The sequence below is a fragment of the Gillisia hiemivivida genome, assembly GCF_007997295.1.
Classification (GTDB): Bacteria; Bacteroidota; Bacteroidia; order Flavobacteriales; family Flavobacteriaceae; genus Gillisia; species Gillisia hiemivivida.
The window spans coordinates 1-23,953 of the sequence record NZ_VORY01000015.1; the positions used below are offsets into that span (position 1 = coordinate 1).

The 23,953-nt window shown below is 35.0% G+C and carries 18 protein-coding genes and 1 tRNA gene; 11 read left to right on the forward strand and 8 right to left on the reverse strand.

Annotated features, from left to right (window positions below):
- Positions 1 to 208: 208 nt before the first annotated feature.
- Positions 209 to 281 (reverse strand) — tRNA-Phe (locus ES724_RS11820).
- Positions 282 to 402: 121 nt separating this feature from the next.
- On the opposite strand from ES724_RS11820, the gene ES724_RS11825 reads away from it, so the two are divergent.
- The 7 genes from ES724_RS11825 (at position 403) to ES724_RS11860 (ending at position 8,987) form a co-directional block, all read left to right on the forward strand.
- Positions 403 to 1,134: a type III pantothenate kinase gene (locus tag ES724_RS11825; protein WP_146933188.1), complete on the forward strand. Its 732-nt coding sequence runs from the start codon at positions 403 to 405 to the stop codon at positions 1,132 to 1,134.
- The gene (locus ES724_RS11830; RefSeq protein WP_146933190.1) at positions 1,131 to 2,375 is read left to right on the forward strand and encodes a hypothetical protein; all 1,245 of its coding nucleotides are present in this window, start codon (positions 1,131 to 1,133) and stop codon (positions 2,373 to 2,375) included. The genes ES724_RS11825 and ES724_RS11830 overlap by 4 nt, the downstream gene beginning before the upstream one ends.
- A 20-nt stretch (positions 2,376 to 2,395) precedes the next feature.
- Complete coding sequence (locus ES724_RS11835; protein WP_146933192.1) at positions 2,396 to 3,769, forward strand: hypothetical protein; 1,374 nt, start codon at positions 2,396 to 2,398, stop codon at positions 3,767 to 3,769.
- Between the two features lie 4 nt (positions 3,770 to 3,773).
- Entirely contained in the window at positions 3,774 to 4,349 is a 576-nt protein-coding gene (gene lptC, locus ES724_RS11840; protein WP_026836529.1) for an LPS export ABC transporter periplasmic protein LptC, read from the forward strand.
- Positions 4,350 to 4,529: 180 nt separating this feature from the next.
- A complete protein-coding gene (locus ES724_RS11850; RefSeq protein WP_146933194.1) occupies positions 4,530 to 5,819 on the forward strand; it encodes a hemolysin family protein in 1,290 nt (429 codons plus the stop codon).
- A 96-nt stretch (positions 5,820 to 5,915) separates the two neighbouring features.
- The gene (locus ES724_RS11855; protein WP_146933196.1) at positions 5,916 to 8,042 is read left to right on the forward strand and encodes a peptidylprolyl isomerase; all 2,127 of its coding nucleotides are present in this window, start codon (positions 5,916 to 5,918) and stop codon (positions 8,040 to 8,042) included.
- 405 nt (positions 8,043 to 8,447) lie between these two features.
- Positions 8,448 to 8,987: a hypothetical protein gene (locus ES724_RS11860; RefSeq protein WP_146933198.1), complete on the forward strand. Its 540-nt coding sequence runs from the start codon at positions 8,448 to 8,450 to the stop codon at positions 8,985 to 8,987.
- Between the two features lie 32 nt (positions 8,988 to 9,019).
- Here the strand turns inward: ES724_RS11860 and ES724_RS11865 are convergent, their stop codons facing one another.
- Both ES724_RS11865 and ES724_RS11870 read right to left on the reverse strand, forming a co-directional pair.
- Complete coding sequence (locus ES724_RS11865; RefSeq protein ID WP_146933200.1) at positions 9,020 to 9,940, reverse strand: GYDIA family GHMP kinase; 921 nt, start codon at positions 9,938 to 9,940, stop codon at positions 9,020 to 9,022.
- A gap of 12 nt (positions 9,941 to 9,952) precedes the next feature.
- On the reverse strand, positions 9,953 to 11,281 hold the full coding sequence (locus ES724_RS11870) for a hydroxymethylglutaryl-CoA reductase, degradative (RefSeq protein WP_262712812.1): 1,329 nt from the start codon (positions 11,279 to 11,281) through the stop codon (positions 9,953 to 9,955).
- A gap of 178 nt (positions 11,282 to 11,459) precedes the next feature.
- On the opposite strand from ES724_RS11870, the gene ES724_RS11875 reads away from it, so the two are divergent.
- The 3 genes from ES724_RS11875 (at position 11,460) to ES724_RS11885 (ending at position 16,345) form a co-directional block, all read left to right on the forward strand.
- Positions 11,460 to 13,631: a S9 family peptidase gene (locus ES724_RS11875; RefSeq protein WP_146933204.1), complete on the forward strand. Its 2,172-nt coding sequence runs from the start codon at positions 11,460 to 11,462 to the stop codon at positions 13,629 to 13,631.
- A 29-nt stretch (positions 13,632 to 13,660) separates the two neighbouring features.
- The gene (locus tag ES724_RS11880; RefSeq protein WP_146933206.1) at positions 13,661 to 15,577 is read left to right on the forward strand and encodes a peptide MFS transporter; all 1,917 of its coding nucleotides are present in this window, start codon (positions 13,661 to 13,663) and stop codon (positions 15,575 to 15,577) included.
- A 225-nt stretch (positions 15,578 to 15,802) separates the two neighbouring features.
- The gene (locus tag ES724_RS11885; protein WP_146933208.1) at positions 15,803 to 16,345 is read left to right on the forward strand and encodes a thioredoxin family protein; all 543 of its coding nucleotides are present in this window, start codon (positions 15,803 to 15,805) and stop codon (positions 16,343 to 16,345) included.
- A gap of 100 nt (positions 16,346 to 16,445) precedes the next feature.
- Here ES724_RS11885 and ES724_RS11890 read toward each other — a convergent pair whose 3' ends face one another.
- The 5 genes from ES724_RS11890 to surE all read right to left on the reverse strand — a co-directional run bounded on the left by ES724_RS11890 (position 16,446) and on the right by surE (position 21,500).
- Positions 16,446 to 18,497 carry a ComEC/Rec2 family competence protein gene (locus ES724_RS11890; RefSeq protein WP_146933210.1) on the reverse strand — a complete coding sequence of 684 codons (2,052 nt, stop codon included), beginning with the start codon at positions 18,495 to 18,497 and terminating at the stop codon, positions 16,446 to 16,448.
- A 40-nt stretch (positions 18,498 to 18,537) separates the two neighbouring features.
- The gene (locus ES724_RS11895) at positions 18,538 to 19,104 is read right to left on the reverse strand and encodes a C40 family peptidase (RefSeq protein ID WP_146933212.1); all 567 of its coding nucleotides are present in this window, start codon (positions 19,102 to 19,104) and stop codon (positions 18,538 to 18,540) included.
- Positions 19,105 to 19,113: 9 nt separating this feature from the next.
- A complete protein-coding gene (lpxB, locus tag ES724_RS11900) occupies positions 19,114 to 20,229 on the reverse strand; it encodes a lipid-A-disaccharide synthase (RefSeq protein WP_146933213.1) in 1,116 nt (371 codons plus the stop codon).
- 214 nt (positions 20,230 to 20,443) lie between these two features.
- Entirely contained in the window at positions 20,444 to 20,725 is a 282-nt protein-coding gene (locus tag ES724_RS11905; RefSeq protein WP_146933215.1) for a hypothetical protein, read from the reverse strand.
- Positions 20,718 to 21,500, reverse strand: coding sequence for a 5'/3'-nucleotidase SurE (surE, locus tag ES724_RS11910; protein WP_146933217.1), 783 nt, complete (start codon positions 21,498 to 21,500; stop codon positions 20,718 to 20,720). Before surE ends, ES724_RS11905 begins: the two co-directional genes overlap by 8 nt.
- Positions 21,501 to 21,647: 147 nt before the next feature.
- On the opposite strand from surE, the gene ES724_RS11915 reads away from it, so the two are divergent.
- Positions 21,648 to 23,783, forward strand: a complete 2,136-nt coding sequence (locus tag ES724_RS11915) for a carboxy terminal-processing peptidase (protein WP_146933219.1) — start codon at positions 21,648 to 21,650, stop codon at positions 23,781 to 23,783.
- Positions 23,784 to 23,953 lie beyond the last annotated feature (170 nt).

Genomic DNA, 23,953 nt, shown 5'->3' on the forward strand with positions numbered 1-23,953 from the left:
TCAGCAGAATCATTCAACGCAAAAATAAAAGCCTTTAGAGCACAGTTCAGAGGAGTAAAAAATGTAGAATTCTTCCTCTACAGATTAACCACAATTTTTGCATAAACACAACAATTAGTCATGATCCGAAAAAACGCCGTAAAAAACACCGTTCAATAAAAAACCCCCGACTATCTAATTGATTGTCAGGGGTTTCGTGATTTTAAGGTGGTGCCTCCAGGAATCGAACCAGGGACACAAGGATTTTCAGTCCTTTGCTCTACCAACTGAGCTAAGGCACCAGTTGCTCTAAAACTTGCAGTAAGCCTTTCAAGCGGGTGCAAATATAATTTCATTTTTATTAACCCACAAAGGAAATTTTAAAAAAATGCTTTTGTAACTTCGCTTTTTCAATTTTAATCTATGAATTTAGTGGTAGATATAGGAAATACGCTTGTGAAAATGGCTGTATTTCAGGGTGATGTGTTAATCAAAAAGAAAACAGCACTCAAACAAAATTTTTTCAAAAATCTTGAAGAATTAGATCAAAGCTTTCCAGATATCAAGGATGTTTTGGTCTCTTCGGTATCAAAAACACCTCCCAAGTGGTTGCAAAAACTCCAGGAAGACTATAAAATGTATGTTTTGGATAACGAGCTGCCTCAGGTATTCTCAAATTTCTATGCGACTCCCAAAACTTTAGGGAATGATAGAATTGCATTGGTTTCTGCTGCCAGTAAATTGTATCCATCTCAAAACGTTTTAGTAATTGATGCTGGAACCTGTATTACATTCGATATTATAAATAGCAAAAATGAGTACCTGGGAGGCGCTATTTCTCCTGGTTTGCAAATGCGATATCAGGCAATGAATACGTTTACTGAGAACTTACCGTTATTAGAACCGGAGGAAGATGTAGATCTGGTTGGAAATACCACTATTAAAAGTATGCAATCTGGTGTGATTTTTGGGATTACATCGGAAATTGATGGGGTAATTTCAATGTATAACTCTCAGTTTAAAGATTTAACAATAATTTTGACAGGAGGAGACTCACAATTTTTGTGTAAACGATTAAAAAATAGCATCTTTGCGAACTCAAATTTCCTCCTTCAAGGGTTGAATTACATTTTAGAATTTAATAAATCTCAATGATTAAACGATTTATAATAATCGTGGCCTTATTAACTACGGTTGCATCGGCTGCACAAGAAGGAACATCATCCCCTTATTCATTTTACGGAATTGGCCTTACCAAGTTCAAAGGTACTGTAGAAAACCAGTCTATGGGGGGAATTCGTATGTTCTCAGATAGTATACATTTAAACTTACGAAATCCTGGTTCCTATGGTAGACTTAAATTAACCACCTTCACTGTTGGGGGAAGTCACCAAAGTACAGCGTTAAAAACAGATGATAAAAGTGAGTCTAGCAGAACAACTTCATTAGACTATTTGGCGATAGGTCTTCCTACTGGGAGATTGAATTTTGGAGTTGGTTTAATTCCATATACTTCTGTAGGGTATAGAATATTGGAAACCAATGAGCAAACTTCAAATAGGTTTACCGGTCGTGGTGGAATGAATAAAGTTTTCTTAACTGGAGGTTATGCTGTAAACGACAATTTAAGTGTTGGACTAGATGTAAATTACAATTTTGGGAATATTCAAAATAAATTTACTACGTTTCAGAGTGGTGTTCAATTGGGCTCTCGACAGATCAATAGAACGGATCTTCGTGGGTTTAGTTTAAATTTTGGATTGGATTACCAAAGACAATTAAATGAAAAGCTTAAATTATATACTGTTGCTACATATGCTCCACAGATGGATATTACTGCAGAGAAAATGAGCAATTTAGCTACAGTAACTTTTAGGGCAGACGGAAGTGAATCGGTGATTGAGGAGAACGATATATCATTTCCGCAAGGAGATCTCTCCTTACCATCAGAATTGACAATTGGTGCTGGAATTGGTGCTAGTAACAAATGGTTCATGGGAGCAGAGTACGGAAGAGTATCTGCCAGTGATTATAATTTCAATTCTGGAAACTCTTTTGCAGAAGTGCAATATGATAATGCCTCCCAATATAGATTAGGTGGATTTTATATTCCAGAATATAATTCTTTAACTAGTTATTTTAGCAGAGTGGTTTATCGCGCAGGTTTGCGTTTTGAAGAAACTGGTCTTAACCTTAGTAATGAGGGGATAAATGAGTTTGGCATATCTTTTGGAGTAGGGTTACCTGCAGGGCGAAACTTCACAAATGCAAACATAGGGATTGAGTACGGACAGCGCGGTACAACAAATTCCGGTTTAATACAGGAGAACTTTTTTAAACTTTCAATAAGTTTGTCTTTAAATGATAAATGGTTCGTGCAACGCAAATTTGATTAACCACTATAAAAACAAGAAAAATGAAAACTAAAATTATATTACTATTATCAGGAGTGCTTTTAAGCTCTGGTCTAGTTAACGCTCAATCTAACGTAGACTGTGCTACGAAAGCAGCGTTGGCTTATGATGATGCAAAAGCACAAAGGTACGAGCAGGCATATGCTCCCCTAATGGAAGTAAAAGAGAAATGTCCTACTTATAGTTTGGCAACTTTCCAATACTTAGATCGTGTTTTAAAAAATAAAATGTCTAAAGCTGAAGGCACAGATAAAACCGCCTTGGTTCAAGAGATGATAGATCTTATGAACGATCGTTTAAAGTATTTCCCGGCCAAAACAAGTGCAGGTGAAGTGCAAGGTGATATCGCAATGCTTAAGTTTGATAATGGGATAGGAACTAAAAAAGAGCAGTTCGAGGCTTTTGATGCGGCTTTCAAAGCAGATCAAGCAAGTTTTACTAGTGCTAGAGCATTGTACGCTTATTTCTCTTTATTAGTAGATCTTCAGGATGAAGGAACAAGAACCTTAGAAGATGTTTTTGAAAACTACGATGTAGTCATCTCTAAAGTAGAAGTAGAAGAAAATAAAATGGCTGAATTTCTTGCACCGCTTTTAGTTAAGCAAGATGCAGGTGAAGAATTAACTGCCAAAGAAAAAGTACTTGTTAGTAACTCTGAAATTAACCTTAAAGCTTATAGTACTGTAAAAAGTAGTATAAATGCCAAATTAGGTCAGAGAGCAGATTGTGATAACTTGATTCCTTTATACAACAAAGATTTTGCTGAAAGAAAAACAGATGTAGCCTGGTTAAAGGTGGCCTCTGGAAGATTGTCTGCTAAAGATTGTACTGAAGATCCTATCTTCTTTAAATTATCTGAAGCATTACACACAGCAGAACCTTCTTCAAAATCTGCCCTTTATTTAGGACAGCTAGCAGAAGCTAAAGGAAATGCTTCTCAAGCTTTGAAATACTATAATGAGTCTGCTGAATTGGAAACAAATCCTTCAGATAAATCAAGAGTATATATGAAGTTGGCAGATGGTTATAAGAGAAAAGGTAGTTATGGACAAGCAAGAAATTATTACAATAAAGCACTTGCTGCTAAGCCATCTGCAGGTAGAGCATATCTACAAATTGCAGATATGATTGCGAAAAGCGCAAACAACTGTGGGGAAACCACTTTTGATAAGAGAGCTGTTTATTGGTTAGCTGCAGATTATGCTTCTAGAGCAGGTCGTGTAGACCCATCTTTAAGTAGTATTGCAAACCAAACGGTTGCAGCTTACAAAGGTAGAGCGCCACAAAAAGCTGACATTTTTCAAGCTGGAAAAGAAGGTCAAAGCGTGAGAATAGGATGTTGGATTGGAGAAACAGTTAGAGTACCTTCATTGTAAATCAATGATCACATATAAAAAAATAATTACAAGCATTGTCACGGCTATCACCGTGACAATGCTTTTTTCATGTGAAGGTAATTTAAACCGTGTAAGAGCTCTAAATTTGCCAGATGAGAACCCGCAAGCAATTGGGGTGGGACTAAATTTAAAATACACCGACTCTGGAAGAGTTGTAGCTACTCTTAAAAGTCCGAAAATGCTGGATTTTACAAATATGGAATTTCCCTATAGAGAGTTCCCAGATGGAGTACAAGTAGAATTTTTTGATGAAAACAAAAAAAAGAGTACTGTTACTGCAGATTATGGGATCATATATGATGAAACCGGACTTATAGATCTTCAGGATAATGTAGTTTTGGTTACCAGTGACAGCACTAAATTAAGAGCAGAACAATTGTTTTGGGATCAAAAAGCGGGATGGATCTTTACCGATAAACCCAATACAATTCAGTTTGCGAATGGTGCCCGGAATGATGGGCAAGGTTTTGATTCCGATTTAAAATTCACTAATTTTCGTTCCCGTACTAATGTGGGAATTCAAATAATAGAAGAAAAAAAGAATGATGAAGTTTTTTAAATATTTTGAATATGCATATTTATTCATTGCAGCATTTTTTCTTTTCGAAGCTTTCAGGATTTGGAATGAGGAGCGTAATCGCGCATATCTTTTTATTTTCTTTGTAGTTATTGCCATATTTATGTTCTTTTTCAAAAGGCGTTTTAGGCAGAAACTGGAAAATGACAAGCATTAATTACTATGGAAGTTGAAATTCTAATTATTGTATGTTGTCTTATTCTATCAGCCTTTTTCTCAGGAATGGAAATAGCATACATTTCTTCCAATAAGATCTTTATTGAAATTGAAAAAAGGCAGTCGGGTATACTTGCGAATGTCCTTAAAAAATTAACCAGAAAACCTTCAAAATTTATTGCTACTATGTTGGTGGGTAATAATATTGCGCTGGTGGTTTATGGTTTTTATATGGGAGATTTAATTATGAGTCTCCTACTCGGTCTCTTACCATCAGAAAGTGGATTTGTAACCGCTATTGTTACGGATTTTAGTTTAATTACTCAAACTATAATTTCTACACTGGTTATTCTTTTTACAGCAGAATTTCTTCCGAAGGTGTTCTTTCAAATCTATGCAAACTCTTTTTTAAAGATTTTTGCAATCCCGGCATATTTGTTCTATTTCTTGTTCAGTTTTGTTTCTTCCTTCGTGATCTGGATCTCAGATGTTATTCTGAAGCGTTTCTTTAAAACCGAAGGAGACGAGGTGCAATTAGCCTTCAGCAAACTAGAACTGGGGAATTTTATAAGTGAGCAACTGGAAACCGTAGAGTCTGATGGTGAAGTGGATTCAGAAATACAGATCTTTCAAAATGCTTTGGAATTTTCAGATATCAAGTCCCGTGAGGTTATGGTGCCAAGGACAGAGATCGTGGCGGTAGACCAAAATGTGGAGCCTAAAGATCTGGTGAAAATTTTCACAGAAACCGGTTTGTCTAAGATTCTTGTTTATAATGAAACGATAGATGATATCATTGGATACATTCACTCTTTCGAGCTCTTCAAAAAACCTAAAACCCTTAAATCTATTCTTCTTCCTGTAGTTTATGCTCCAGAAACCATGTGGGTGAAGGATGTACTTAGTATTTTGATCAAGAAAAGGAAAAGTATTGCGGTTGTGATAGATGAATATGGAGGAACCAGTGGAATGATCACACTTGAAGATATTGTAGAAGAATTATTTGGAGAAATAGAAGATGAACATGATTCTGTTATGCTTATAGAAGAAAAACTTGGAGAAGATCATTATAAATTTTCTGCTAGATTGGAAGTAGATTATCTAAATGAAACCTACAAATTGGATATTCCTGAAGGTGAGAATTATGAAACCCTAGGTGGCTTTATTACCAATCACACAGAGGAGATTCCGCAAATAGATGAAGAAGTAAAGATCAATAACTACCACTTTAAGATCCTTGAAGCTACCAACACTAAAATTGAATTGGTGGAGCTTCAACTAAAAGACAAAATCTAAAAAATAAATTGCGTTAATATTTTGCAAATATTAAGTTTTATAATTAGGTTAAAAACACTATTTTCGCCCACTATATTAGATAAATAACAACTACAAATGGCAGTATTAAATAAAATTAGACAACGGTCTGTTTTCCTTATCGTAATTATTGCATTGGCATTATTCTCATTCGTTCTTGCCGATGTGATTCGTAATGGAGGCTTAAGCTCACAGAAATCACAAAATGTGGTTGCAACCGTTAATGGAGAAGATATAAGTAGGGAAGATTTTGCCAGACAGGTAGACGCTTACCAGCAAAACATGGGGCCTAATGCAACTACATCTCAGGTTGTAAATCAGGTTTGGGATCTAAAACTTCGTGAAGTTGTTTTGCAAGAAGAGTTTGAAAAGCTTGGAATTAATGTTGGAGAAGCTCAGGTTAGACAACTGCTTCGTCTTCAATTGGCTCAAAATCCAAACTTCGTGAACGATGTAGGGATGTTCGATGAAAACAAATTGCAGGAATATGTAGCTAATTTAAAAGCTACTTCTCCTCAAGCATATGAGCAATGGGTTGCTTACGAGAATTCTATTGCAGAGAATGCAAAAGAGAATATCTACTATAATATGGTAAGAGCTGGAATTGGCGCTACCTTATTAGAAGGAGAGCAAGCCTATAGAATGGAGAACGATAACATCGATCTTAAATTTGTACAATTACCGTATTCTAGCATTGCAGATACTGAAGTAAGTGTTTCTAAAGATGAAATTAAAGACTACGTTAAGAAGCATTCAGAAAGATTTCAGGTAGAGAAAAGCAGAGATATTCAATTTGTCTATTTCCCTGAAGAAGCATCTTCAGAAGATGATTCTGAAGCAAAAGCTGTGGTTACAGGTGTTCTTAATAGTAGAGTAGAATTTAATTCAGCTTCTAATTCGAATGATACATTACCAAGTTTTACGGAAGCAACTGATGTGGAAACATTTGTTAATCAGAATTCAGATATTCAATATCAAGATAGAATTTTATTCAAAAGCGATCTAAAAGGATCTTTCGCAGATCAGGTATTTAATTTGAATGAAGGTGAAACTTACGGACCTTACAAAGAAGGAGGATACTGGAAAGTAACTAAAATGGTAGAAGCTGTTCAAATTGCAGATTCCGCACAAGCAAGTCATATCATGATCTCTTGGGAAGGTTTACCAACTGCCGCTGAAACTTTAAGAACAAAAGAAGAAGCAAAGATTTTAGCAGATAGTATAGCTGGTGTTTTAAGAAAAGATAAAGCTAGTTTTGAAGCTTTAGCGGCTCAATATTCGGCAGATGCCGCTTCAAAAGATAAAGGTGGAGATCTTGGATTTTTTAGACCTGGTTCTATGATCAAGAACTTCAACGACTATGTGTTCAATAATAATAAAGGAGATCTCGGGGTTGTAGAGTCTGAGTTTGGATACCATGTAATTTCTATTGAAGACAAAACTGCTGAAGAGCGCGGAGTTAAACTTGCAACTATTGCTAGAGAGATCGAGCCTTCAGAAAAATCATTGAATAATCTTTATACTGAAGTTACAAAGTTTGAAATAGCTGCTAAGGACAAGGACAAAGATTTTACTGAAGTAGCAAAAACCAATAATTACGAAGTGAAAACCGTAAGAGGTATGAAGGTTTTAGAGGAGAATATCCCTGGAGTTGGTGCACAAAGAAGAATTGTACAATGGTCTTTTGAGGAAGATGTAAAAGCAGGAGATATTAAAAGATTTGAAGTTCAGGGAGGATATGTTGTTGCCCAAGTTACTGCTGTTAAAAAGAAAGGCGTAATGTCTGCAGAAGAAGCATCTGCAACAGTATCACCTATTTTGATGAAAGAGAAAAAAGCTGATCTTTTAAAAGAAAAAGCTAATGGAGCATCCTTAGCTGAGATCGCAAAAAATAATAATGTAAGTGTTCAAACTGCAAGTGCGATCAACTTAAATAATCCAACACTAGCTGGAGCTGGAAATGAGCCAGAAGTTGTAGGAGCTGCGTTTTCTTTAGAGCCAGGAGCGGTAAGTAAGCCAATCTCTGGAGATAAAGGAGTTTATGTGGTAGAGATGACGGCAATGAATGCAGCACCAGAAATGGATTCTTATAAGAGTTTTGCAATGAGAGAAGCTTCTCAAAGAAGACAAGCAGTAGTTTCTAGAGTTTTCCAAGCATTAAAGGAAAATGCAGAGATCGAGGATAACAGAGCTCGTTTCTACTAGAGATTAAATAATATTTTTATAAAAATGCCCTTGACACTGTTAAGGGCTTTTTTTGTTTTAGGAAAGATGTCAAGTGTTCAAATAGTTATCAAATTTATTTGAAGTTTTTTTTTAAAAGACCCTTAAATGAATTAACATAGACGTATTTTCTAAGTTGCTCTGTGTAAGAGACCCTGAAACAAGTTCAGGGTGACGGTGCTAGCTATAACTTCCGTCATGCTGAACTCGTTTCAGCATCTTTCATACGTCAATTTCCTAAGCTATATAAATTTTTTATCACTGGTCTAATGATGAACTGGGCTTAAAACAATCAGAATCATGGATTAATACGTTCTAATTTGATGTTTACATACAAAATAATGGCCCGTTGTTTGATGATAATGCAAAGGATTAACCAAGAATCATATGAAATTACTTTTACTCTTGTTTTCCTTGCTACTTTTCACTTCCTGTATTCCATTGAGAATTGCACCAAATATCAAGGAGGAAAAACTTATAGTCGCTAAAAAATTCAAAAGGTCACTTCCCAGGAAACACTCTTATGTCTTCGAGGACCCTAAAGATGCAGATGAATTTTATAATTTTATAAACACTAAGTATGTTTTGAATCATGAAAATGTTGAATATAACGTGCCTATTTTAATTAATGGATATGAATATTTTCTTTCTTTTCATGAAGTTGAAATTCAAACGAAAACCATAAACTTAGTCCCAATTATGATTGATGCCGGACTTGAGTCCAAGGGGATTTCTCCATTATTGGAAGAGCATCAATTTTCACGAACTGGAAACTGGTATATAGTTCTAACGGTATCAGATTCTAAATTGAACGATTGTTTAGATCCAGAATATGGGGATAGAGAAGTGGTTATAAATTATCTTAAAAAGGAGAGATTAGAATATCTGGCTACTACAAATTATTTTGATGCACTATTTAGAAAGTAGAATGGTTATTGATATTATAACTATAAATTAATTTATAAAGCCATTTCAGTAAATGGAATAATGGTGTTATATCCCTTTTCTCTAAAATAGTTTTTAGCATCCTCTGCGCCTGTTGCTAATACAAAATCTCCTCCCCATCCTCCAAGACTTTTAATAGCTCCGTCAAAATCTTGAAAAAGATCTGACTTTACTTTTGGAGTATTTATAATTTTAGAAATAATGGTTTCGTGGATTTCTACTAATAGTTCAAATTCTTTTAATGATCCACAAGTCAGAAACTGGCTGGTTAATCCAGATATCTTGGAGATATTGTTTTGTAATTCAGCCTTAGACTGATCTCTGTAGTGTCGGATAGAGTCTCTGCTGTTCTGTTTCTGGTTAAGATGCACAAAAAACAACTCCTCTTTGAAAATAGGATCGAACTCTACATTCAAAACATTGCTTTTCTCACTGGATAGCTCATACGTAATGGCATTATTGTGTCGTGCAGCGGCAATATCATACCCGCTACCTCCAAAAGTTACCTGCAATAATTTATATGCGTCTATGTTAAACCACTGTGCTATATTATTTATCAATGTTGAAGAGGTGCCGAGTCCCCAATTCTTCGGAAAATCTAGATTGGTAGTTATATTAAATCCCTCTGATTCCTGGAGCAGTTTTGGGTTTAATGAATGTGCAGCTTGTAATATTTTTAAGAGAGAGGCTTCTTCTGAAATAGTTGATAAAGATGAAACAGCGGGTTTTAAGAATAACTCATCAATATTAAAAAAAACCTTAAGCCAAATTTTATTCTCATTATCATAAGCAGTCCATTGTATTCCACTCTTGTGTGTCTTTTCAACATTTAAACTCTGGCCGTATTTAGTGGGTAGCGCTAATGAAACAGCTCCATCTAAAACAACATATTCTCCGGTGATCAATAATTTCCCGTTACTTCTAAAAGTAGTCATAAATGCAAAAGCTTAATTTCTGATTCGTTCTAATTGTTCTGCAACGGTGCTGTGGGTAACCGTGTGTTTTGTGAAATATTGGATAAGCTCCTGCTTTTCAGTTGGAGTTGCCTTCTGAGAATTTAGAATATTCATTAAATGCATTTTCATATGTCCTTGTTGTATCCCATTTGTTACTAAGGACTTCACAGCGGCAAAATTTTGAGCCAAACCTGCTACTGCTACGATCTCCATTAATTCTCTGGCAGAAGGCTTTTGAAGAATTTCTAATGCTACTTTTACAAGTGGGTGAAGATTTGTAAGTCCGCCTACTGTTCCTAGAGCTAATGGGATCTCCATCCAGAATTTAAATTCTCCATTTTCTACACTGGCATGCGTTAAGCTAGTATAAGACCCGTCTTTGCAAGCATAGGCATGAATTCCTGCTTCTACTGCTCTAAAATCATTACCTGTGGCTAATACCACTGCATCTATTCCATTCATGATCCCTTTATTGTGAGTAACCGCGCGATAGGGTTCAACTTCAGCGATCTTAATGGCTGTTAAGAATTTTTCGGCAAATACTTCATTAGTTATAGGATTATCATCATATAATTCTGAAACTGGACAAGAAACCTCAACTCTAACTAAACATTCTGGTACATAATTGGAAAGTATACTCATGATCACTTCCAAGTGTTTTTCTTCAGTATTAAAACCCTGAAAACTCACAGCTTCTTCTTTTAGAGTATCAGCAAATTTTTCTAAACAGGAGTTTATAAAATTAGCGCCCATAGAATCCTTAGTTTCAAAAGTGCAATGCAACTGGTAATAACCCTCTAGCAACTTGGTCTTGTCTAACAGTTCTATATCTAAAACGCCACCTCCACGCTTACGCATGTTCTTTGTAATACTACTAACAGAATCTATAAGAGACTCTTTAGAGGCATTAAAGAAATTCTTTAATTTATCTTTATCTCCATTAAATACAAAATGAACTTGACCGTTTTTTGTAGTATTTAGAACCTCGACCTTAAACCCACCTCGAGTTTGCCAGAATTTTGCGGCTTTACTAGCGGCGGCAATTACAGAGCTTTCTTCGGTGGTCATGGGAATTGCCATTAGTTTCCCGTTAATTAAAAAATTAGGGGCTATGCCGAAGGGTAAATAAAAATTACTCAGGGTGTTTTCCGTAAATTCTTCATGCAGTTGTTGCACTGCATCATCTTCATTCCAGTACTGTTTTAGAATTTTTTTGGAATTCTCGGAATCCTGTAGGTATGTTTTTAGCAACCAGTCAATTTTTTCTTCTTTCTTCAATTTAGAAAAACCGGTAATAGGTGTGATCATTGGATAATAGATTTGTGCTTCAAAGATACAATTACTGCACTTATTCAAGAAACAAGTGTCGTCCCAAATAGCAAAATTGGACTTTGGTGATTTTTTAGATTTAACATACCATTAGTATTTAACAACCAAAAACAGCGTTTTTTGCTGAATTTTTAGTAAACTTGGCCTACAAAAATTATCTAATACATTTATGAGAATACCAAAATTTGTCCTTACCCTATTTTTGGTGGGAACTTCTGCGATTTTTGCACAAGAAAAACAAGTTACATTAGAAGATATATGGCGCGGCACCTTTAGCCAGGAAAGACTTGAATCTTTGAAATCTTTAAATAACGGAACAGAATATATCGTTCTTAATCAAGATAGAAAAGCTGGATCTTCCAGCATAGATGTTTACGATTATAAGTCTGGAGAGAAAAAGGGGAGTCTTTTAAACAGTTCAGATCTTTCTGAGTTGTCCGGATTTCAATCTTATGAACTTAGTCAGGATGAGAATATGATCTTATTGGCTACAGATGTAGACCAGATCTATCGTCATTCTTCTAAAGGGATCTTTTATATCTACGATGTAAAATCTAAAGAACTAAAGAAGTTGAGTGAAAATAAAGTTCAGGAGCCAACATTTTCTCCTGATAATTCTAAAGTAGCTTATGTTTTTGAAAATAATCTTTTTGTAAAGGACTTAGCTTCAGGAAAAGAAACTCAGATCACTACAGATGGTAAGAAAAATGAAGTAATTAATGGAATTACAGACTGGGTCTATGAGGAAGAATTTGCTTTTGTAAGAGGTTTTGATTGGAATGCAGATGGAACAAAAGTGGCATTTTTAAGATTTGATGAAATTGATGTTCCCGAATTCTCTATGGATATAATAGGGAAAGATTTATATCCAACAGCAACTACTTTTAAATATCCTAAGGCGGGAGAAGCAAATGCTATTGTGTCATTACATATGTATGATTTAGCGACAGCGAAAACAAGTGATATCAACTTAGGGGATTATGAGGATTTTTATATTCCAAGAATTAAATGGACCAACAATCCTGATGTGTTAAGTGTACAAGTTCTTAACCGTCATCAGAATGATTTGGACCTTATTTTTGTAAATGCAAAAACGAATGAAGTAAAGGTCGTTTTAAATGAGAAAGATTCAGCCTACGTAGATGTTACCGATAACCTGACCTTTTTAGCTGATAACAGTTTTATCTGGACCAGCGAGAAAGATGGCTACAATCATATTTATCATTATGATAAAAATGGAAAGTTGCTGAATAGAATTACAAAAGGAGATTGGGAAGTAACAAATTACTATGGTTTCAATCCTAAATCCAAGAGAATCTATTTTCAGAGCACAGAAAATGGAAGTGTGAATAGAGATGTGTATTCTATTAAAACAGATGGTTCTAAAAAAACACGTTTAACACAGAAGACGGGTACAAATAATGCAGATTTTAGTGCAGATTTCACTTATTTCATAAATACTTATAATAGTACAAGCACTCCAAATGAATATACGCTTCATGATGCGAAGTCCGGTAAACTGGTAAGAAAGATCAAGGATAATTCAGAATTATTAGAATTAGAGAAAGCCTTTGATTTTTCTCCAAAAGAATTGTCTACCATAGAGATCAATGGGAACAATTTGAATATGTGGACTATTAAGCCTTCAGATTTTGATGCAACGAAGAAATATCCGCTTTTAATGTATCAGTATTCTGGACCGGGATCTCAAACTGTTTCTAACTCTTATTTTGGTGCCAATGATTACTGGTATCAGATGCTTGCAGACCTGGGTTACATCATAGTTTCAGTAGATGGAAGAGGTACAGGATTTAAAGGAGCAGCATTTAAAAAAGTAACTCAAAATGAATTGGGTAAATTTGAGTTGGAAGATCAAATTGCAGCAGCTAAGAAATTAGGAGAGCTGGAATATATAGATTCAGAAAGAATAGGGATCTGGGGATGGAGCTTTGGTGGCTTTATGTCTACAAATGCTATTTTAAAAGCAAACGATGTGTTTAAAATGGCAATTGCTGTTGCTCCAGTTTCTAGCTGGAGATTTTATGACACTATTTATACTGAAAGATATATGACCACTCCGCAAGAAAATGCTAGTGGATATGATGAAAATTCTCCAATTAATCATGTAGATAAATTAAAAGGGAATTATCTTTTGGTTCATGGTTCTGGAGATGATAATGTGCATGTGCAAAATTCTATGAGATTGATCGAAGCTTTGGTACAAGCTAACAAGCAGTTCGATTGGGCGATCTATCCAGACAGGAATCATGGGATTTACGGTGGAAATACAAGATTGCACTTGTACACTAAGATGACAAACTTCATTAAAGAAAATTTATAATAATCTTACCAATAAACTAATAAAATTTTATGGCAAATACTGCACCTCCGGCGAATCAAAAAGAATTATTCGGGCATCCACTAGGATTGTATATTTTATTCTTCACAGAAATGTGGGAGCGTTTTTCCTATTATGGGATGCGCGCTATTCTTGTGCTATATCTAGTAAGTGCAACAACAGGCGGTAATGCCGGTTTGGGTTGGACATCTACGGAAGCTCTTGCTCTATATGGTTGGTACACCATGTTAGTTTATGTTGTTTCTATTCCGGGAGGTATTTTAGCCGATAAAGTCTTCGGTCAGAAAAAGGCCGTTTTAATAGGAGGTATTATTCTGGTTTGTGGACATGGAATCCTTGCTGTAGAGGAAATGTGGGCATTTTATACTGGTCTTGGTTTAATTATAGCTGGGGTTGGACTTTTAAAACCGAATATTTCTACTATGGTTGGTGGCCTTTACAAAGAAGGTGATATCAGGCGTGATAAAGGTTTTACGATTTTCTATATCGGGATCAACCTTGGAGCTTTTCTTTCCAGTTTAATTGTAGGTTATGTAGGTGAAAATATTGGATGGCATTACGGATTTGGACTTGCAGGAATTGCAATGGCTTTAGGTCTTCTAGTATATCTTTGGGGGCAAAAATATCTTACTAATGTTGGGAATCTCCTATCAAAAGTAGAGCTTGATGAGGGAGCTTCTTTAGGGAATTTATTTAGTGAATTATTTAGATCACCAGTTCAATTGATAATTTCAATTATTTTACTTGGAGCTTCAATTTGGGGTTGGTTAGAACTAGGCTTTGGATACGGTTTATTATTCCTTTTCTTAACCTTGGTAGTAGCTATGATGCTCATGGTTTATAAAGATCTTACCAGTCAGGTAATGAAGGATAGATATGTGGTAATGCTACTCTCTTTTACTTTGGTAATTGTTTTCTGGGGTGCCTTCGAACAAGCGGGTGGTTTAATGAATATATATGCCTTAGATAAGACCGATAGGATCTTACCTTTTAGCTTACCCTTGATAGGGAATGAAGTGCCAGCTTCATTCTTTCAATCTTTAAATGCATTATTTATCATACTCTTTGGTGTGATTGTCGCTAATTTCTGGGCGAAACGAAAACTAAAGAACAAAGAAGCTTCTTCCATCTTCAAAATGGCAACGGGTGTAATTATCATGGGACTTGGGTTTGTATTTATGGCTGCTGCTTCTCAAGAATACGCATCTGATGGTGCAGCAGCAATGTATTGGCTAGTATTGGCCTATTTACTTCATACCATTGGAGAACTTTGTTCTTCACCGGTTGCTTTATCATTTATCACTAAACTTGCACCAATGAGATATGCATCTTTAATGATGGGGGTTTATTTTGCAGCTACTGGTTTGGGAAATAAAGTTGCAGGAGTAATAGGGGAATTTTCACAAGGAGAACCTACGAAAATTGAATTGATTGCATCTAGCGGAGAACTAAGCCCATTTTTAAATGCTAACGATAGCATCCTGGAAAACAGGGAAAACTTTGAAATAAAGACAAAAATTTATCCAGAAAACGGAGAATTTAAGGCAGTAGACCTAAATACAAATGAGTCGGTTTTAGACTTAGTGAAATTCGAAGATGAAAATGGGGAGAATGAGCTCGTCAATCTATTAAAAGAAGAGAATGTAACTCAGGAAAACCCTTATTATGCTGTATTCAGCTTTAGAAATAATGATGAAGAATTGTCTAATGAACAATTGGATTATTCTGGAATTGTAATAATTGATGAAGTTCAAACAGAAATGGAGTTTAGAACCTTCTTAGGAATAACCATCTTTACTGTAATCTTTGCGTCTATAGTATTATTCATGCTAAAACCTCTTAAGAGACTTACACATGGTGCAGAAGATGATGAAAGAGAATTGCCAGAACAAGAGCAGTATGATCTTGGTGAAAAAGATTTTGTTTAATTAGAATCATAGCTGTTGATAAATCTCTTTCGGCCTCTTTTAATTGTTCTTTATAGTTATGGCTGCAGCGGGAGTACTAATTATCATGTTGCAGCCATTACTTAAAATGCTGATGTGATGGATTAAATAATTCATTTTTGAATGTCTTCGATATTTATTAAATTTAATCCTTACTGAAGATCGAATTCGGAATGGTATTTGAAAATGTGTAGAAAAATAGCAAACATGAAATTATTACTTACTGGTTTACTTGTCTTATTGACCTGCACGGGAATTCAAGCGCAGGAGATCAAATGGATGAGTATGAACGAAGCATTGGAAGCACAGAAGAAGCAGCCAAAAAAGATCTTGATGGATGCTTATACCACTTGGTGTGGGCCTTGTAAGTTGATGGATAAAAACACCTTTACCAATAAAGATGTGGTGAATTATGTAAACAAGCATTTCTATCCTGTTAAATTTGATGCAGAGGGGACAGAAGAAGTTGTGTATAAAGATTTCAAGTATACCAATCCTAATTACGATCCTAATAGAAAAGGTAGAAATAGTCAGCATTTTTTAGCAAATGCCTTAAAAATTAGTGGATACCCTAGTTTGGTGTTCTTTGATGAAAAATCTAATGTAATTGCCCCAGTTGTAGGTTATAGAACTCCGGAGCAATTAGAGATCTTTCTTAAGATGATAGCGAATAACGATTATAAAAAATTAACCTCGGCAGATGCTTGGGGTAAATACGAAAAAGAGTTCAAAGGAACTTTTAAAGATTAAGTGTTAGTTAGTTATCTTCAGTAGTTTTTATCTTAATAAATTCCCGGTGACTTTGTCTCTGGGTTTCCGATTTACCTCTCTTTAGGAGAGATCGGAGCTGCTATTTTCGGTAGGTCCGGGTGAGGATAGGTTTTATAATAAAAGCTCCCTTTTCGCCAGTTGCGTGAAAAGGGAGCTTTTTATTTAATGCTGTTTGCCTCCACTTCTCAATAAGGTTTTTGTAGTTACTTCCATCTGCAATAATTTGTTCAGGCTTTAACTCTAGAATCAGCCTCTCGAGATTTATTTTGGGAGAATTTGTAAGTAAGATAAGCTTCGGATAAAAGTTAGGCAGATCATAAATTCCCAGACTATCTATTACTAAAATGTCTTTTCCAGCAAATGAATAGATACTTTCAACCCTAGAGCTAGTGTCCACTTTTAGTTTATTTCCAATTTCATAATCATTTATAAAAGAAGGCTTTTGCTGAATATTGGTAGTGTAATAGTTAAAAGTATTGTTATGGGTTATTCCAATATCTGTGTTTCGTGCTCTATGAAAGATTACAAACTCATTTATCGGCTTTTGATATTTCTCATAAATGAAGACAAGTTGAATAAATATTATAGAGCTAAATACGAAGACGATGTTTCTAAAATTATACTTTTTTAGAAGAAAGGAAATAGAGATTAGAAAAACGAAGAATACAACACAGAGCATCAGCGAAAATGAAATGTCTTTGATGATAAAGGTGTCTTTGGAAGCAATATAGGCTACATAATTATTTAAAGCTGAAATCATCCAAGCATAGGTTTTGGATAATAGTATAGGATTTAATCCAATGAGGACAAATAAGATCAAAATGATACCTGCCGCCAAAATCAATCCCATAAATGGTAGAATAAGAATATTGGAAACAAGAAATAATCCGGGGAACTGATGAAAATAATATAAACTTAAAGGCAATACTCCAATTTGCGCAGACAGGGTTACCGAGACTATTTTCCATAGATATCTAAAAAATTTATTTTCAGTGTTTATTATTTTCATAATTGCTGGCTGAAAAACCACAATAGCGAAAACTGCGGAATAGCTTAGTTGAAACCCGACTTGAAAAAGATAGAAAGGATTAATAAGCAGAAGGATTAGTAGCGAAGCAAATAAAGTGTTCAGAATGCTTGTTCTTCTGTTTAATTGCATTCCAATAGCCACGAAGGAGAACATGCTTACAGCGCGTACTACAGAGGGTGAGAGGCCGGCAATCAACGCAAATCCCCACAGAGAAATTAGTAAGAACAGTGTTTTAGTGGTTTTCCCATATTTCCATCTATCCATGAATTTTAAAGCCCAGTTAAGCATGAATAAGATGATCCCTACATGTAACCCAGAAACTGCTAGAATATGTATAACTCCCGCAGCCGCATAGTTCTGCTGAAGCTCGGGAGATAATTCCTGTCTCTGGCCTAATAACAAGGCTTGGATTACAGCAAGTTCATCTTTGCTGAAGTTTTGCTTTTTAAGATTGAAGATTATCTGGTCTCTTAGTTTTCCGGCATAAGATCTTAGAGATGTTGGTGAATTATTAAGGGTTTGGAACTGATGATTGGAGATATTAAGTTGCTTGTAAACTCCCAATACCTTCATATACTTACTATAATTGAATTGGTATGGATTTAAGTTTCCTTTTAAATCTTCAAATCGTCCTATAGTGACAAGACGTTGGCCAATCTTAAGATTGGTTGATAAACTGTCTTTAAATACATTTAAAAGTAATTTCCCTTCTGCATAGTTTGAGTTTAGCTTAATAAGCTTTAAAATATATCTATCTTGATACATCCCAGGTTTTAAAATTTCCAATACTTCAGCAACAATTATAGGAGAACCTTCTTTTAATTCTGTTGGGAAAAAATTTACAATGTGGTCTGGATTATTTTTTGGTAGCTGAGAATAGGAGGTAAGAAACCCTAGATATAAGAACATTATGAAGACCAAAATTCCAAAAACAGGATTTTGAAGAAAACTTCTTTTTGCTATGAAAAAAGAAATTATGAATGTTAGAAAAAGTACAACGCCAGTTATTAAAATTATAATTGACGAAAATTCGACATAAAAACCCAATAGTATCCCGACTATTAGAAAAAATGCAAGCCTGATAAGTGTAAAATTATACAATCTTCAAAAAGTCTTAATTACTCTTGAAGATAGTAAATAATTAGATCACTCGTCTTGCCATCACAAAATGGTCGAACCAGTAATTATCTGCTAAAGAAGATATTATAACGCCTTTGGAAGACGAAGAGTGGATAAATAAAATATGACCCGGTTGAATCTCTACAACTAATCCCACATGATTTATCACTTTTTTGTTTTTATTGGTCTCAAAAAATAAGAGATCCCCAATATTTACATCTACTAGAGATAAGCGCTCACCTTCAAGGGACATCGCTCTAGAAGACCTTGGTAGTTCTATGTTTTCTTTTAAAAATGAGGTGAATACAAGGCCAGAACAATCCATTCCTTTTTCTGTGGTACCTCCATATTTATATTTTGTTCCCTGAAATTTTAGGGCAGTTGTAGTAATATTATAGACTCTTTTGTCTTTTGGTTCCTCTGAGGCTGGGGCTGTATTTACCTTGTTTTCTGGAGCCTTGTGATAGATAATAACTTCGTTTGCATTCAAATTTTGTTGCACTTCAGACCTTTTAGGCTTGGAAGCCCCACAACTGCTAAGTAATAAAGCGAATAGGGAGAAAAACACATAGTAAGATAATCTACTCATATAAAAATGCTATTTCTTAATACTCTTATAAATTAGTTGGGCAGTCTTTTCACTGGCTCCTGCGCCCCCTAACTTTCTTTCTAACTCAAAATATGCCTCAAATATTGTATCCCTGTTCTCTGTATCCAATATTTTAATCAATTCACTTTTTAATTTTTTCGAATTAAAGTCATTCTGAATTAATTCTGTAACTACTTCTTTATCCATAATCAAATTAACCAACGAAATATAGTCTAAATCCACTACCCTTTTTGCTATCTGATAAGAAATTGTACTTCCTTTATAACAAACGACTTCCGGTACCTTAAACAAGGCTGTTTCTAAAGTTGCTGTCCCGGATGTCACTAAGGCCGCAGTAGAAAGGCTTAATACATCGTAGGTTCTATTCAGTACTAAATGAACATTTTTCTTTTTTATAAAGGGTTTATAAAATTCTGCATCCTGGCTGGGGGCTCCGGCAATAACAAATTGATATTCTTTAAAATCCTCGGTAATACTCAACATGGTTTCCAACATCTTGGAGATCTCCTGTTTTCGACTCCCTGGCAACAATGCGATAATCGGTCTTTCGTCTAGTTGATGTTTTTTTCTGAATTCATCTGGAACAACCAAATCCTTCTTCGCGATTGCATCTAGAAGAGGGTGGCCTACAAAATGTACTGGGAACTGATGCTTTTCTTCATAAAATTCTTTTTCGAAAGGAAGGATCACATACATTTCATCTACATCTCGTTTTATTGCATTTATCCTATTCTCTTTCCAGGCCCAGATCTGTGGAGAAATATAATATTGTGTAGAAATATTTAGCTCTTTTGCCCATTTGGCAATACGCATATTAAAGCCGGGATAATCTATAAAAATAATGGTGTCTGGCTTGTATTCCAGAATATCATTTTTACAAACCTTAATATTCTTTAATATGGTTCTTAGATTTGCAATCACCTCTAAGAATCCCATAAAGGCTAATTCCCTATAGTGCTTTACCAGAGTTCCCCCAGCTTCTTGCATAAGGTCTCCGCCCCAAAATCTGAATTCAGCTTCTGGATCTGCTTTTTTTAAAGCTAACATCAAATTGGCAGCATGTAGATCTCCGGAAGCTTCACCTGCAATAAGGTAATATTTCATTCAAAGGGATTTTAAGTATTGAAAGTTATCAAATTGTTATCTATGTACTCCTTGCTGCTTGTCTATAATATAATTGAAATGTAAAATCGAGCGGAGTCGAGATACTATTATTTCAATTCTTTGATAGAAACAAACTCTTTAAATCTTATTAATTTATTTTGAAAAATGAATGCCAATTGAACATTTAATCAAATTCCCATATTTTCCGACGCTATCAAATAAATTTGGTAACTGCTATAACCACTGCCGTAAGTACGGTCGCTAAGAGCACACCTCTCGCCTTGTAGAGCAGGTTCTTTTTTATAAAAACAAAAAAGGGGAAAAAATTTAAGATCGCTCCAAGCGCTATAATTTTACCTAAATAATCATTCTGAAGCGCATCCTGAATTGTAGCCTCCAGATCCATTTTCGAAAATATAAGAATATAAAAGAAAATCCCGGCTGCGTTGGTCAATAATCCAATTAGAAAACCAATAAGAACGTGTTTTTTAATCATTTAGTCCCCAGTCCTTAAGATCTTTAATATAGTGATGTGCAGTAAGGTCAAATTGAACAGGGACTACAGATACATAGCCATTTTCTAAGGCCCATTCATCTGTATCCTGCCCACTATCTTCATTCACAAACTTACCGGTCAGCCAATAGTAATCTCTTCCCTGCGGACTAGTTCTTTTATCGAATTCCTCTACCCAATAGGCTTTGGCTTGCCTACATATTTTGATTCCTTTAATTTCTCTCTCCTTTAGCTTGGGTAAGTTCACATTCAAAACCACACCTTTTGGAAGTCCGTTTTTGAGAACTTTTCGTGTAATTGCTTTTACGAATTTCTTGGTAGGTTCAAAGTCGGCACTTAAAGAATAATCCAGTAGTGAAAATCCAATTGCGGGAATTCCTTCAATCCCAGCTTCTACAGCAGCGCTCATAGTCCCAGAGTAAATCACATTAATGGAGGAATTAGAACCATGGTTTATTCCGCTCACGCAGAGATCGGGTTTGCGGTGTAAAATTTCTTGGGTTGCAATTTTCACACAATCTGCTGGGGTCCCAGAGCAACTATATTCTTTATGAGTATATTTTTTATTGATTTTAACCTCGTCGCAGTAAAGTGTATCTGTAATAGTAATTGCATGTCCCATCGCACTTTGGGGGCTATCTGGAGCAACAACAATTACATCGCCTAATTCTTTCATCACCTCAATCAATGTGCGAATTCCCGGAGCGGTGATTCCATCATCATTTGTGACTAAAATAAGCGGTTTCTCTTTAGACATAAGTAAATATTTTAAGGGTGCTAAAATTATAATTCCCAAAGGAAAGCTTATCTTAGGCGTCTAACAAATTATTTGTGCAAATGATGAGTGTTGGCACAATTTTTAGTATATATAGATTGATATTAAATGATGAAATATATTCGCTTTATGAAAAGGAACTATAAATTTTTGGTGTTAGTGTTGCTTATGGCGGCCGCATCGTGCAGCTTTACTACAAAAACTTTCAATGACCCTAATAAAGATAAATTATTAATAGATCTAATTACCTATGTCCTAGAGAAAGGACATTACGATGCTAAGACTATAGACGATGGTTTTTCAAAAGAAGTCTATAAAGATTATTTAGATGCAATAGATCCCTTAAAACGATTTTTCTACGAGAAAGATGTGAAGGAGTTTGTTGTTTATCAAGATAAGATAGATGATCAGATAAGAGGAAAAGATCTTGCTTTTTTCAATTTAACACACGATAGGTTACTGGAAAGAATGAAAGAAGTGCGAGGAATTTATAAAGAGATTCTAGCTCAACCTTTTGATTTTTCTGAAGAAGAAGATATCAATACCAACTACGAGGAGATAGATTATATTTCTTCTAGAGCAGAATTAAAAGAGCGTTGGAGAAAGCAACTAAAATTTAGCACCTTAGGAAATTTTTACAATAGTAAAGAGGATCAGGAAAAAGCATTAGAAAAAGATCCTTCTTATAAAGTGAAATCTGATGTGGAATTGGAGAAAGAGGCTCGGGAAGCTGTTCTAACATCTATGGACGAGTATTTTGATTTTAGCGAAGAACTAGAGCGTAAAGATTATTTCTCAGTTTATATTAATGCCATTGTAGAGGAGTTCGATCCGCATACATTTTACTTTGCCCCACAAGATAAAGATAGATTTGACATTGCAATGTCTGGGAAACTGGAAGGAATTGGAGCAAGACTACAAAAGAAAAGCGATAACATTACCATCATGGAAGTGATCTCTGGTGGGCCAGCATGGTTAAGTGATAAATTAAGCGAAGGGGATATCATTTTGAAGGTAAAACAAGAAGATGAAGAAAATCCAGTAAGTATTGTGGGAATGCGTTTAGATGATGCGGTGAACCTAATAAAGGGGCCTAAAGATTCTAAGGTTACTTTGACAGTTAAGAAAAAGATGATGGGTAATATTGAAGATATTACGATTACAAGAGATATTGTAGAATTAGAAGAGACTTATGCAAAATCTGCTTTGGTTAATAAGAACGGAAGAGAATTCGGCCTTATCAACTTGCCTAAATTCTATTTTGATATGGAAAACTATGCAGATAGAAATGCAGCTTCAGATGTTGAAAAAGAGATTGTAAGATTGAAAAAAGCGGGAATGGAAGGTCTTGTTTTAGATCTTAGAAACAATGGTGGTGGATCTCTCAAAACAGTTGTAGATATTGCTGGCTTATTTATTGAAAAAGGCCCTGTAGTTCAGGTGAAAAGTAAGGGGGTAGGTCAGGAAATTTTAGAAGATAAAGATCCAAGTATACTTTGGGACGGACCTTTAGTAATATTAGTAAATGAGCTATCAGCTTCAGCTTCAGAAATTCTTGCGGCAGCAATGCAAGATTACAAGAGAGCAATTATTATTGGAAGTAAACAAACTTATGGTAAGGGTACAGTTCAAAATGTAATAGATCTTAATCAAACTGTTAGGAGTAACGAATATGGAGACCTTGGCGCGTTAAAATTAACCACTCAGAAGTTCTATAGAGTTAATGGAGGTTCTACCCAGTTAGAGGGTGTTAAAAGTGATGTGGTTGTTCCAGACAGATATAGCTTTATAGACATAGGTGAGAAAGATTATGAAAACCCATTGCCTTGGGATCAAATAAAAGCTGCCAAATATAAAATCTGGGATGGTTATATAGATTTTGAAGATGCTATTAAAAACAGTAAAGAGAGAATGACTAACAATGCACAATTAAATCTTATTGCTGAAAATGCAAAGTGGGTAAAAGATCAAAGAGATGAGGAAACGTATCCTTTGAACTATGCGGCTTATCAAAATCATAGATTGCTTACAGAAAAAGATGCTAAGAGATTCGATGCTATTTCAGATTATACCTCTAACTTAACCTATGAGTCTCTTCCTTATGAAGTTGAAATATCTATGACGGATACTATCTTAAGAGAAAAGAGAGACAGATGGCACGAGAGTTTAACTGGAGATGTTTATGTAGAAGAGGCTATTAATGTTCTTGAAGACATTAAGGTCAATAACATTAAAAGGGATAAGGTAGCTAACATTAAGAATTAAAAGTTTATTAAGAGTCTGTTTAAAGAGTTTAATGAGTCAAAAAATTGTAGGATAATCATCCGAAATATTTCTTTTTCTAAGTTTAATTAGTTGAGATATTGAAATAATTCCTGATACTACCTTCAAAAGTATGATGTAAATACAAACCTTTTAAACAGGCTCTTTATTAT